The organism is Streptomyces roseifaciens (assembly GCF_001445655.1).
GTDB lineage: Bacteria > Actinomycetota > Actinomycetes > Streptomycetales > Streptomycetaceae > Streptomyces > Streptomyces aureoversilis.
The window spans coordinates 109,810-121,974 of the sequence record NZ_LNBE01000001.1; the positions used below are offsets into that span (position 1 = coordinate 109,810).

The window sequence follows — 12,165 nt, forward strand, 5'->3', positions numbered from 1 at the left end:
TCGCAGGCCCGGCCGCGCCGGAACCCCCCCCACAGTGCCGTCGATCAACGTATGGCCTCTGCCATGACCGAGGACAAGGCCTCCAAGGCGATGGGGTACCCGTGCTCGGAGGGCGCGGCGAATCCGATCAGCAGGCCTTGCGGCGTGTCGGCCGTGGTCTGGTGGTGGAGTTCGGTGAGTCCTCTCAGCGCTATGCCTCGGTCTGCGCAGTCGGCCAGAAGCCGACGTTCGGTGATTCCGCCGGGCGGGAGGGTGACGAGGGTGTGCAGTCCGGCCGGGACACCGTGGGGAGTGAGGGCGGGGAATGCGGCCAGGTGTTCGAGGAGCAGTTCGCGGCGGCGTCGGTACCGCAGGCGGGCCGCGCGGATGTGACGCTCGTAGGCGTGCGTGCTGATCAGTTCGGCGAGGACGAGTTGACCGATGGTCTCGGTGTACAGATCGGTCTCCTCCTTGGCCTTCACGACCGGGCCCACCAGGTGGCGTGGCAGGACCATCCAGGCCAGCCGGAGGGCGGGGCCGAGAGTTTTGGACACGGTGCCGCAGTACACCACGTGCTCGGGAGCGATGCCCTGGAGGGCCCCGACAGGCTGACGGTCGTAGCGGAACTCTCCGTCGTAGTCGTCCTCCACGATCAGGCCGCCGGTGGCACGTGCCCATTCGCACAGCGACTGACGCCGGTCGGGATGCAGCGGCACCCCGGTCGGATACTGGTGCGACGGAGTGACCACCACCGCCCCGATGTCCTGCGTCGCAAGCGATGCGACGCGAGCTCCCCACGCATCGACGGTCAGGGCCGGGGTGGCGATTCCGGCTCGTTGGACAACCTCGCGATAGGCGTTGTGACCCGGGTCCTCCATGGCGACGGCACCGATGCCCCTCTCTGTGAGCACCCGGCTCAGCAGCCCCACGGATTGGTGGAAACCTGAGGTGATCACGACTCGGTCGGGTGTGGTGAGCACTCCCCGGGTCCGGCCGAGGTAGTCGGCAACCGCGGAACGCAGTCGAGGCTGCCCCTGGGGGTCCCCGGCACCGAAAGTCTGCGGAGGTGCGGACTCCAGTACGCGGCGGCACGCACGGAGCCAGGCCTGGACGGGGAAGGCGCTCACATCGGGAAGCCCGGGCCGCAGGTCGTGACGCGGGGATCTCCGAGGGGCGTCCGGGGCCGCCGGGGAAGGATCGGCAGCCGGTACGTCGGCGACGCGCGTGCCCGAACCGGGGCGCACCGTCAGGTAGCCCTCCTCGGTCAGTTGGTCATAGGCAGCGCTTACGGTGCCCCGTGAGAAACCGAGCTCCTTGGCCAGCCCGCGAGTGGACGGCAAGAGAGTCCCGGACCTCAGGCGGCCTGATCGAACCGCCTCGCGCAGAGCGGACTCCAGCCCCGAACGCCGCCCGCCTGCGGTGCCGGTGCCGGTGCCGATGCCGATATGGAGGTCGAGCCCCGCACTGGACCAATCTTTTGGCATGAAACCGGATCTTACCCATGGTCCAGTCGCCGTTTTAGGTTCACCAAAGCCGTGGAGGGACGCGGGCATGACCACCCGCCGCCCTCGTTGAACGCAGACCCCTCTCGGAAGGACCAGGCAGACCGTGATCGTGACAGCCCACCTCAGCGACATCCACATCGACGGCCGGCAACGCAGCATCGACCGTACAAGGGCGGTCATGGACTACTTGAACGCCCTTCCCTACGATCTCGACGCCGTCGTGGTGACCGGCGACATCGCCGAACACGGATCGCCTGCCGAGTACGAGCAGGCCAGGGAACTGCTGACGTCCCGGCACCCGGTGCTGGTGAGCCCGGGAAACCACGACGAGCGCTCCGCCTTCCGCCGGTTCCTGCTCGGGGAACCCGCCTCGGCGGCCCCCGTCAACCAGGTTCACCGCACGGCCGGCTTCACCATCGCCCTGTGCGACTCCTCGATACCGGGGAAGGACGAAGGGTTCATCGAGGAAGACACCCTGGTCTGGCTGGAGGACGTTCTCACCCGGACACCGGGCGACATGCCCGTTCTCGTCGGCTTTCATCACCCGCCGACCCTGCTGCACAGTCCCTACATCGACAGCCTCCGACAGTTCGAGGAACACCGGCTCGCCCGCCTGGTGGAACGCTTCCCCAATATCGCCGGCCTCATCTGCGGCCACGCCCACACCGCAGCGGCGACCACCTTCGCGGGGAAGCCTCTGGTCGTCGCCCCCGGTGTCGTCTCCACCCTCAGACTCCCCTGGGAGCGCTACGCTCACCCGACGGACCATGTCCACCTCGACCTGCCTCCGGCGCTCGCCTTCCACGTCCTGGGCGGCACAGGGCGGCTGACGACCCACTACCGAAGCGTCTCCTGCTGACGGCGGGGAAGGATGCGCGTGGCGGGGCCTGCGCTCTGCAGATCGATGGGCGTCTTCAGGGTGGGGCGTCGCCGGGCTCCTGGCCGGTCGCGGGCGCCTCGCTCGTGACGGGCGTCTCCACCGCGCGTTCGGTCTTGGTCCAGTGTCTGTGCCCGGTGACGATCTGCCATACGGCGCACCAACCGGCGGCGAAGCCAAGGTACATGCACACCATGACGGCGGGAGACCAGCAGACCGCCTTCCAGGCCGGCAGGTCATCGATGCGGCGCCAGTAGAGCAACGCCGAAACCAGGTAGGCGGTGAAGGGTAGCGACTGCCAGGCCAGGACGTTCAGCCACGCCGCGCCGGACACGAGGCGGGGCATCCCGGCGCCGTCCGCGCACAACGCGCGGAGGATCGCGTAATGCTGGACGACCGAGGCAGGCAGGGTGACGAGGTACGGGACGAGCAGGTAGCCGGTGAGTTCGACGCGGCCCGGGAGGCCGACGGCGGGCCGGGCCCAGAGTTCCGGCAGGCGGCTGATGGCGCTCATGTGTCCGTGGTACCAGCGGGTGCGCTGACGCAGCAGGCGGCGTGGGTCGGTCAGTCCCTGCTGGGAGACGAAGGCCGCGGTGGTGGAGGTGACCGTCCAGCCCCGGGCCGCGAGGCTGATGCCCAGGTCGAGGTCCTCGGTCAGGGAGTCCGACCAGGGGTGCGTCCCGACGTCGTCGAGGGCGGAGAGCCGGCTGAACTGGCCGTTGCCGCCTATGCTCACCGTGCCGGTGGCGATCCGGCCGAACTGGGTCAGCGCGCTCAGGGCCCAGAACTCGAGGTCCTGCAGCCGCAGCGCCCAGCGATGTCTGCCGCGGATGCGCACCGCCAGCTGGGCCCCGCCCACCGCCGGGTCCGTGAACCGTTGCGTCACCCGGCTCACGGCGCCCGGCGTCATCCGGCCGTCGGCGTCCAGCACGCATACCAGTACCCGGCCCGTATCCAGGCCCTCCTTCCCGGCGTGCTCGCGCACCGTGCGCAGCCCGGCGTTGAGGGCGGCGCCTTTGCCCTGCCGGGCGGCGGGCGGTGTCCTGCGGACCAGGCTGATGCGGCCACTGCCGACGGTATGCACGATGCGGGCGGTGGCGTCGTCACTGCCGTCATCGACGACGACGATGCGCACGCCCGGCTGTCCGTCGAGCAGGCAGCGCAGCGTGTTGGCGATGACGCGTTCCTCGTTCAGGCAGGGAACGAGGACGAAGACGCCCCAGCCGGTGGGCAGCGCGACGGGCCGCTCGTGTGCCAGCCTCAGTTGTCCGCGCAGGGAACCGTCGGCGCGGCGGGCGAGGACGATGCCCAGGGCGAGGAGCGAGAAGTTGTAGATGCCCGTGAACATGGCGATGGCAACGGCGACATACTGGGTGATGGTGTCCAGTGCGACCACGGCGAGCCTCCTGCAGGCGGCCGACCTCGGAGTGTGACCTCACAAGGCGCCCCTTTCGTCACTCTCGCCCGGCTTTTGAACTACCCGGACGAGACACCGGATCCACCCCGGCGCCTCCCGCTTCCGGGGCTTCACGGACACCCCCCGAGGCACTCGGACACCCCCCGGCGCACGATGTGCGCCCCAGGCACAGTGGCACCGACCTTCCGGGACAGCCGGGAGCCTGTTCGCCGTACTGTCCCTGCTGATCAACATGGGCTGACCACCCGGACCAGCGCTCGCCGGCGGACGGACGCATACCCGCCGATCCTGAGGGGTCCGGCAAGCTTTCCCGTTGCCGCCCTGTCTGTCGCGGGCCCGGCGCAGTAGGGTGCGGGCCGCGTCTCCACCGGGTTCCGCAGTTCCGTCGGCTCGCGTACCTCCCTGTTACCGATCGCAGTAAGTGATCTCACTGCGCAGGAAGGGCAGTCACATGAGGAAGAGACACAGACGCACGGTCCGTACGCTCCGCCTGGTGGTCCTTGCCGTGGTGGCGGCGCTGATGGCGGCCTTGCCGGGGGTGGGGCCGGCCGCTGCCCGGACGGGTCCGGCCGTGCCGTTCGCCGTGTTCGGGTCGTCGATCGCCGCGGCGCGGAACGCGGACGGACGCCTGGAGATCTTCGGGACGAACCCCGGGGATGCGATCTACCACCGCGGCCAGGCCAGTGTCGTCGGCGGTGTCTGGACGGGCTGGGAGCAGTTCGACGGGGCCCTGCGCGCCGTGGCGTCCGAGACGAACGCGGACGGGCGCGTCGAGCTGTTCGGCGTCAACGGGGCGGGGAACATCTACCACCGCTGGCAGACGTCGCCCGGGGCCGGATGGTCCGGGTGGGAGCAGTTCGACGGGAACCTGACGTCGATCGCCGCGGCCCGCAACGCCGACGGACGCCTGGAGATCTTCGGCTCCAACGGCGCCGGGCACATCTACCACCGCTGGCAGACCTCCATCGGCGGTCCGTGGTCGGGCTGGCAGCAGATGGACGGCCTGCTGACCCAGGTCGCCGCCGAGACGAACGGCGACGGGCGGCTCGAGCTGTTCGGTGTCAACAGCGCCGGCAACGTCTTCCACCGCTGGCAGCTCGGGCGGCCCGGCGGCCCCTGGTCCGGGTGGGAGCAGTTCGACGGGAACCTTTCGTCGATCGCTGCGGCCCGCAATGCCGACGGACGCCTGGAGATCTTCGGCACGAACAGCGCCGGGAACATCTATCACCGTGCCCAGACCCAGATCGGCGGAGGCAACGGCTGGGCGGGATGGGCGCAGATGGACGGCGGTCTGACCCAGGTGGCCGCGGAGACGAACGCGGACGGGCGCGTCGAGCTGTTCGGGGTGAACAGCGGCGGCTGGGTCTACCACCGCTGGCAGACCTCCATCGGCGGACCCTGGTCGAACTGGGCCCAGTTCGACGGCATCCTCCGGGGCTGACGGCTCTTCCGGGGCTGACGGATCTTCGGCCACGGACCGTGCACCGCGCCGGGCTGCCTTCCGGGCAGCCCGGACCACGCGCCGAGCCGGTCACCCAAGTGTGCCGGGAAGGGCAGCAGGAGCATCGGGGCCCACATCGCCGGCAACGCACGGCTCCAGGAGCGCCGTCACGCTACTTTCCCGGCTGCAAGGCCTGCAAGCGGTTCACGGCCCCGGGCCGGCTTCTTCGAACGGGTGACGTGTCCGGGAGCTCCTCCGGCTCGTTCTTGCCGTAAAGGCCTGACTTGCCGGAATTGACTGAAGGAGTCTGGATGCGACGAGTCCTCGCGGTGACGGCCCTGACCGCGGCCGCGCTGAGCGCAGGCGTCACCGGCCCGGGCGCCGTTGCCCATGCCGCGGCCGGGGCGCCGGGCGTCGACATGGTCGGCACGGACATCAACCTGGAAACGGTGACCGCGAAGGCGGACAACGCCCTGCAGAAGACGACGGCGGCACTGGGCCGGGCGGCCGGGGGCGGCGAACTCGGGAGGACCCTTCCCGCGGCCGGCCGGGCGGGCGGCGGTGCCCTGAGACAGACGACCTCGGGCGTTCAGCAGTTCATCGGACAGACGGCGGGATCGGCGGCACAGTCCATCGGCGGCGCCATGACCGCGGGGGCGAGGGACAGCCTGCCGGAGGGAAGCCTCCCGGAGCCGGGCTCGGTCCCCGGATACTGATCCGGGCCGATGCGCCGGGCCCCGGGGACGTCATGGCAGATCCCCGGGGCCCGGCGCATCCGATCGGGCGCTTGCATGTCGGCCCGTCCGCGCAGGCCGGCCCGCCCGGGCCGGCCTGCGCGGACGCTGGGCATGGTTCCAGGGAGGCGCGGACGCCGGCCGCACGTGTTCCTCAGAGGGCGTCGTGATGCCGAACGGTCGCGTGGGAAGGCCGCTGCTCCCTGGCCGCGGCAGTGGGTCTCAGCGGTTGCTCCACAGGTTCCACAGCCAGTTCTTGGCGCACTGGTAGCGGTCCCAGTGGCCGCGCTCGATGCCCGCCTGGCCGGCCTCCTGACAGGCCCCCAGGCTGAAGAACTTGCCGCGGTGAACGTCCAGGCCGTCGTCCGCCGCGACGGCGAGCGCCCGCAGGGAGGTCGCCGCGGGTGCGGCGATGGCGGGCGCCGCCGCGCCCAGGCCAAGCCCGGCCACGGTGATCGCTGCGAGAGCGGGCAGTACGGTGCGTGCACGCATGTCGTGGGTCCTTTCGGTACGACTCGAACGGTTCGCCGGTCCTCGGTGGCGGGACCGGATGCACCGTTTGTAGTCGCTGGGTGTTGTTCACGTTCGGCGGCCTGGCACTGAACAAACGCATGATGAACAATCCGGATTGACCCGGGGGAGGTGCGTACAGGTGCCACGTGGAGAGCGCCCGCTGGACGCGGAGGGCGGTCCGCTGCTGGATTTCGCCGCGAAATTGCGGAGGCTACGGGAGCAGGCGGGAAGCCCCACCTACCGGGACCTCGCACGGCGGGCGCACTATTCGATCGCGACGCTCTCCGGCGCCGCGGGGGGACGTCAACTGCCCACCCTGGCCGTCACCCTCGCCTACGTCCGCGCCTGCGGCGGTGACGAGCAGGAATGGGAGCTGACCTGGCGCAGGACGGTGGCTGCATGCGCTGCCGAAACCGTCGGCGCGGCCCCGGACCGGACCATAGAGGCGGCCTCTGCCCCCTATGCCGGCCTGGCCTCTTTCCAGGAAGCCGATGCCGACACGTTCTTCGGCCGTGAGAATCTCACCGGCAAGCTGGTCGAACACCTGAAGAAGAAGCGATTACTTGTTCTGTTCGGAGCTTCGGGGTCGGGAAAGTCCTCGGTACTGCGGGCCGGAGTGCTTCCCAAGTTCTCCGGAACACCCGCCCTGGTTTTCACTCCCGGCCCACATCCATTGGAAGAATGCGCGATCCAATTGGCGGCCCGAGCCCGGATCACTCCGGGCCCCCTGTACGCCGAACTCGCCGCGGAGCCGCGCACGCTGCACCGTGTCGCGCGCCAGACACTGGCCCGCTCGCCGAATCCGACGGACGGCGACCTCATCGTCATCGTGGACCAGTTCGAGGAACTGTTCACCCTCTGCCGTGACGCGGAGGAACGCGACGCCTTCGTCACCTCACTCCTGCACGCCGCACAGACCCCCGACAGCCGCTGCCGCGTCGCCCTCGCCGTACGGTCCGACTTCTACACCCACTGCACCCGGCTCCCCGGCCTCGTCGACGCCCTGGCCGACGCCCACATCCCCGTCGGTCCGATGACCATCGACGAACTGCGAGCAGCGATCGTCCGGCCCGCCGTCCGCGCCGGGCTGACCGTCGAGGGCGCCCTCCTGGCGGCTCTCACGGCTGCCGCCCACGGCCGGCCCGGGACGCTGCCCCTGCTCTCACACGCACTCCTGGAAACCTGGCACCGCCGGCGGGGCAACGCCCTGACCCTCGCCGGGTTCCAGGCAGCGGGCGGCTTCGAGGGCGCCCTCGCGCAGACCGCCGAAGCCTTCCACTCCGGCCTGAGCGACACCCAGCAGCGGATCGCCCGACAGCTGTTCCTGCGGCTCATCGCCCTGGGCGAGGGCACCGAGGACACCAAACGCCGCGTACCGCGCCACGAACTCGACGACACCTCCGACACCTCCGACACCGCGCAAGTCCTCGAACAGGCCACCCGGGCACGCCTGCTGACCGTCGACGGGGATCGCATCGAGATCACCCACGAGGCCCTGATCAGCTGCTGGCCCCGCCTCGGCCGCTGGCTGAGCGAGGACCGGGACCAGCTGCGCCTGCATCGCGCACTCACCGAAGCCACCGCCGTCTGGGAATCCTTGCACCGCGATCCCGACACCCTCTACCGCGGGGCACGCCTGGCCACCGTGAAGGATCTTCCGAAGGAAGCGCTGACCGCCCGGGAGAGTGCCTTCCTCGACGCGAGCGAGACCGCGGAAAGAACGGAGGCACTGCGCGTCCGCCGCCGGGTCCGCCGTCTGCGCCGGCTCGTCACGGCCCTCATCGTCCTGCTCGTCTGCGCCGTGACCGCCGTCGGCTTCGCCGTGCACTCCCAGCAGACCGTCACCGCGCAGCGCAACCACGTACTCGCGCTCAAGGCCGTCGACACCGCGGCTGCGCTGCGCACCCGCGACCGCTCGCTCGCCGCGCAGCTCGCACTGGCCGCGCACCATCTGGAATCGAACGCGGCCACGCGCAACGGCCTGTCCAGCGTGCTTTCGCGCACACTTGACAGTCACACCCACGCGCTGGCCGTCACCCGCGACGGCCGCACGCTCGCCACGGCGCGCGACGACGGCAGTCTCGAGCTGTGGAGCCTTGCCGATCCCCAGCGCCCCACCCGCCTGGGCGCCATCGACGACCACGCCGACAGCGCCTTGGCGCTGGCCTTCGGCCCACGGGGGGACGTTCTGGCCGGCGTCGGCCGGGACCGCGAGATGCGGCTCTGGGATGTGACCGACCCCCGGCACCCGCACCCGCTGTCGAAGACCTCCACCGGCCACACCGACCTCGTCTTCTCCCTGGACGTGAGCCCGGACGGCAGTACGATCGCCACCGGCAGCTACGACCACACCATCCGGCTGTGGAACGTGAGCGACCCGGCCCGCCCCCGCTTCCTGAACCGGCTGACGGGCCACTCCCTGAACGTCAAACCGGTCGTCTTCAGCCCCGACGGCACGACGCTGGCCTCCGGCTCCGACGACCGCACCGTCCGCCTGTGGGACGTGACCGACCCGCTTCACGCGCCAGCCATAGCCGTTCTCAAGGACCACGACGACTTCATCGATGCCCTCGCCTACAGCCGGGACGGTCGCACCCTCCTCTCCGGCAGCGACGACCACACGGCGCGCCTGTGGGACGTGACCAATCCGCGACAGCCCCGACGGCTGGGCCGCCTCGACGGCCATACCGGCATGGTCACCAGCGTGGAGTTCACCCCCGACGGCCGTACGGTCGTCACGGCCGGCCAGGACGGGACCGTACGCCTCTGGGAAGCGACCGACCGCTCCCACCCCGTCGAACGGGCCTCGCTGAGCAGCCTCTCGGGAGGACTCGCGGTCGTACTCCCTCTCTCGGCGCCCGGCGCGATCGTCACACTCAGCCACGATCACACGATCGACATCTGGAACACCGATCCGTCCTGGGCACTGGCCCACGCCTGCACGCACGTCCGCACCACCATCAGCCGCGCCCAGTGGTCCCGCCACTTCCCCGGCCTGGACTACCGTCCGCCCTGCGCCGGCTGGAACCGGACAAGTCCACACCCTTGACCGGGTTCAGAGGCGCCTCTAATTTTGGAGAGCTCTCTAAGTTTTACCGGAGGGGTGTGCGCGTATGCAGACGGTCGAAGGCGGGCTGCGTGAGCAGCACAAAGCCCGGCGACGGAACCGGATCCTCGAGGCGACGCGCGAACTCCTGCGGGACAGCCCGGAATCGGTGATCAGTACCGAGCGGATCGCCGAGCGGGCGGAGGTCGCCCCGGCCACCGTGTACAACCTGATCGGATCGCGCGACAAGATCTGGGAGGCGCTCGCCGACGGGTTCATGGACGAACTCGAGCGCCGTCTGGCGGCGATGGGAGCCGGTGACCCGCGGGAGGTCGTCAGGTCGACCGTGCGCCTGTTCGTGGACGACCCGGTCGTGTCGCGTCGCATGGTGCGCGAGTGGGAGGAAAGCGGCCTCGTACTCGACCGCAGTCCGCTCACCCAGCTCCGCCGGACGATGGCGGATGCGCGGACACAGGGCCTCCTGCGCGCCGACATCGACACTGACGCGCTGGCCGCCGTTGTCGGCACCGCGTGCGTAGGCGCGCTGCATCAGTGGGTCGTCGGCCTGATCGACGACGACCGGTTCCTCGCGCGCGCCCTGTTCGCGCTGGACGTCGCGCTCGCCGCGGCGGCTGCCGATCCCCACCGCGGCCAGCTGCTGGCGCCGCTGCGCATGCGAGGCGCGGTATGACGGCCGGCGCACTGCCACGCCCCCGAAGCTTCGTGGGCCGCGGCGGGATCCTGCTCGCGGCGGACGAGTGGGGCGAGGCGTCCTCGCCACCTCTTGTCCTGCTGCACGGCGGTGGCCAGACGCGACGTGCCTGGAGTCGGACCGGCCCTCGACTGGCCGCGCTGGGGTGGCGGGTCATCGCCCCGGACCTGCGCGGGCACGGCACCAGCGAATGGTCGGCCGATGGCGACTACGGCCTCCACCTGTTTGCCGAGGACGTCCGGGCACTCGTCGCCGAACTCGGCCACCGGCCGATACTCATAGGTGCCTCGCTCGGGGGCCTGAGTTCACTGCTTGCCGCCGGAGAGGCACCCAGGGCGGCGATCCGCGCTCTGGTGCTCGTCGACGTAGCCCATCGACCGGACCCCCGCGGGGTTCGCCGGATCATCGAGTTCATGCGCCGCCGACCGGACGGTTTCGCCAGCGTCGGGGAAGCGGCCGCGGCCGTCTCCGCCCACCTGCCACATCGCCCACCCCCGGATGACCCCGAGGGGCTACGGAACAACCTGCGACGCCACGGCGATCGCTGGGTCTGGCACTGGGACCCCCGGATACTGGACAGCTTCGACGGCCGGACGGACCCGCCCGGCATGGCGGACCGTCTCCTCGACGCCGCGCGCCACGCCGACGTGCCGATCCTGCTCGTCCGCGGCGGGATCAGCGACGTGGTGCGCGCAGACGTCGCCGAGCAGTTCTGCGACAGGGTTCCCAACGCGCGGCGCGTCGAGGTGGCCGACGCGGGGCACATGGTGGTCGGCGACCGGAACGAGCACTTCGTCGATGCGATCGTCCCGTTCCTGGAAGGGATCGAGTGAGCGTGGGACTCAGCTGAGATCAGGGTGGAGGACTCGGCCCCTGGGACGGCGGTCACATAACATGACCAGCCGGACGAGAGGAAGATCCCCTGTGAGCGCACAGTCCCCGCACGACGGGCCCAAGATGGATACTGCGCTCTACCCGGAGCTCAGCCCCGACGCCGGCGACCCGGGCGCTGGGCTACGGCGCTTCGCGGCAGCAGCCGGAATCACCCTGGCGCCCCTGCGCGTCACGGAATGGTCATCGGCACCTCAGGGGCCGGTCACGCTCGTCGTCGAGGCAGACCGCGGGATCGTCCATGTCGTCCTGGAACGCGACCGGCGCGAAATCCAGGTCGACCTGACGATGCCCTGGCTGGGAGCGGCTCTCTCCGGGCATGCCGAGACGCTGACGGACGTGGCGCAGGCGCTCGACGACTGGCAGCGTGGCGACGCACTCACCGTGATCGCCGGCCGTCGGGTGTGGCTCGCCGCCTCCCCCCGCGCAGTGGCACACGAGGAGGGACGCGCAGTCGAGTACGCGTGGGACGTGGCGAGGGCCGCGACCGCAGGCCAGCGGAATGCTCCCCTCGTGGAAGGGGCGTACAACACCCCGGAGCTGCGCCAACTCGCCCCGTTCGTCACCCACGGCACGCTCACATTCCACCGTTCCCCCATGCCGCCCTTCTCCCATGACCTCTTCGAGATAGGCCCCGCCGAGAACAACAGCTGGCGGGTCGGCAGCCGACAGACATCACTCGGCACGCACACCGTTGTCACCACCGTCGCCGAAGCGATCGCCCTGGTCGTAGAGGCGCTGCCCCCGGACTGCAAGCCGGCCATCCAGGCCAGTGACTCCGAACTCGACTAGCGGCGGTCTGGTCCAACTACGCCGCTCTTGGCCAGCGTCGTCCGATCTACACCAACACGGTGAGTGTCCTGGAAAGGCCCATGATCAGCCGGGCCATGGGCGGTGGCGAGGTCAGATGGGGCTCCCGTGGGAACCGTCCGTATCCCGACGGACGGCCGATCGGTGCAGGACATTGCCATGCAAGTAATCCAGGCAGCCGCTTGGTAGGGCCGGGCGACGGCTGGAAGCCGAGGGGCGTCGCCGCGGTCCATCGATCCC

10 protein-coding genes and 1 pseudogene are annotated in these 12,165 nt (G+C 70.4%); 8 read left to right on the forward strand and 3 right to left on the reverse strand.

Annotated elements, in window-relative coordinates; genetic code table 11:
* Positions 1-44: 44 nt before the first annotated feature.
* Positions 45-1,664, reverse strand: a complete 1,620-nt coding sequence (gene pdxR, locus AS857_RS00430; protein WP_338058232.1) for a MocR-like pyridoxine biosynthesis transcription factor PdxR — start codon at positions 1,662-1,664, stop codon at positions 45-47.
* Here pdxR and AS857_RS00435 point away from each other — a divergent pair.
* Positions 1,588-2,343 carry a metallophosphoesterase gene (locus AS857_RS00435; RefSeq protein WP_058041065.1) on the forward strand — a complete coding sequence of 252 codons (756 nt, stop codon included), beginning with the start codon at positions 1,588-1,590 and terminating at the stop codon, positions 2,341-2,343. The two genes, pdxR and AS857_RS00435, sit on opposite strands and share 77 nt — an antisense overlap.
* Before the next feature lie 55 nt (positions 2,344-2,398).
* Here the strand turns inward: AS857_RS00435 and AS857_RS00440 are convergent, their stop codons facing one another.
* The gene (locus tag AS857_RS00440; RefSeq protein ID WP_058041066.1) at positions 2,399-3,757 is read right to left on the reverse strand and encodes a glycosyltransferase; all 1,359 of its coding nucleotides are present in this window, start codon (positions 3,755-3,757) and stop codon (positions 2,399-2,401) included.
* Between the two features lie 472 nt (positions 3,758-4,229).
* Here AS857_RS00440 and AS857_RS00445 point away from each other — a divergent pair, with 472 nt between their 5' ends.
* Positions 4,230-5,219 carry a PLL family lectin gene (locus AS857_RS00445; RefSeq protein WP_058041067.1) on the forward strand — a complete coding sequence of 330 codons (990 nt, stop codon included), beginning with the start codon at positions 4,230-4,232 and terminating at the stop codon, positions 5,217-5,219.
* A 311-nt stretch (positions 5,220-5,530) separates the two neighbouring features.
* Positions 5,531-5,935 carry a hypothetical protein gene (locus AS857_RS00450; RefSeq protein WP_144440667.1) on the forward strand — a complete coding sequence of 135 codons (405 nt, stop codon included), beginning with the start codon at positions 5,531-5,533 and terminating at the stop codon, positions 5,933-5,935.
* 240 nt (positions 5,936-6,175) lie between these two features.
* On the opposite strand, the gene AS857_RS00455 is transcribed toward AS857_RS00450, so the two are convergent.
* Positions 6,176-6,445: a hypothetical protein gene (locus tag AS857_RS00455; protein WP_058041069.1), complete on the reverse strand. Its 270-nt coding sequence runs from the start codon at positions 6,443-6,445 to the stop codon at positions 6,176-6,178.
* 160 nt (positions 6,446-6,605) lie between these two features.
* Between AS857_RS00455 and AS857_RS00460 the strand changes: the two genes are divergently transcribed.
* The 5 genes and pseudogenes from AS857_RS00460 to AS857_RS40795 all read left to right on the forward strand — a co-directional run.
* On the forward strand, positions 6,606-9,515 hold the full coding sequence (locus AS857_RS00460) for an nSTAND1 domain-containing NTPase (protein WP_144440668.1): 2,910 nt from the start codon (positions 6,606-6,608) through the stop codon (positions 9,513-9,515).
* A 64-nt stretch (positions 9,516-9,579) separates the two neighbouring features.
* Complete coding sequence (locus tag AS857_RS00465; protein WP_058041071.1) at positions 9,580-10,203, forward strand: TetR/AcrR family transcriptional regulator; 624 nt, start codon at positions 9,580-9,582, stop codon at positions 10,201-10,203.
* Positions 10,200-11,057 (forward strand): alpha/beta fold hydrolase, encoded by an 858-nt coding sequence (locus tag AS857_RS00470; protein WP_058041072.1) that lies wholly within the window; start codon positions 10,200-10,202, stop codon positions 11,055-11,057. Before AS857_RS00465 ends, AS857_RS00470 begins: the two co-directional genes overlap by 4 nt.
* A gap of 346 nt (positions 11,058-11,403) precedes the next feature.
* Complete coding sequence (locus AS857_RS00475) at positions 11,404-11,907, forward strand: DUF6193 family natural product biosynthesis protein (protein WP_245699545.1); 504 nt, start codon at positions 11,404-11,406, stop codon at positions 11,905-11,907.
* Positions 11,904-12,114: pseudogene (locus AS857_RS40795) on the forward strand (hypothetical protein); the annotation flags it as partial. The gene AS857_RS00475 and the pseudogene AS857_RS40795, both read left to right, overlap by 4 nt.
* Between the last annotated feature and the right edge of the window lie 51 nt (positions 12,115-12,165).

Excerpts from the sequence above, each read along its gene's own strand:
- AS857_RS00445 (WP_058041067.1), top strand. The coding sequence starts at position 4,230 with ATGAGGAAGAGACACAGACGCACGGTCCGTACGCTCCGCCTGGTGGTC.
- AS857_RS00465 (WP_058041071.1), top strand. The coding sequence starts at position 9,580 with ATGCAGACGGTCGAAGGCGGGCTGCGTGAGCAGCACAAAGCCCGGCGA.
- AS857_RS00455 (WP_058041069.1), bottom strand. The coding sequence starts at position 6,445 with ATGCGTGCACGCACCGTACTGCCCGCTCTCGCAGCGATCACCGTGGCC.
- AS857_RS00450 (WP_144440667.1), top strand. The coding sequence starts at position 5,531 with ATGCGACGAGTCCTCGCGGTGACGGCCCTGACCGCGGCCGCGCTGAGC.
- AS857_RS00475 (WP_245699545.1), top strand. The coding sequence starts at position 11,404 with ATGCCCTGGCTGGGAGCGGCTCTCTCCGGGCATGCCGAGACGCTGACG.
- pdxR (WP_338058232.1), bottom strand. The coding sequence starts at position 1,664 with ATGACCGCCCTTGTACGGTCGATGCTGCGTTGCCGGCCGTCGATGTGG.
- AS857_RS00470 (WP_058041072.1), top strand. The coding sequence starts at position 10,200 with ATGACGGCCGGCGCACTGCCACGCCCCCGAAGCTTCGTGGGCCGCGGC.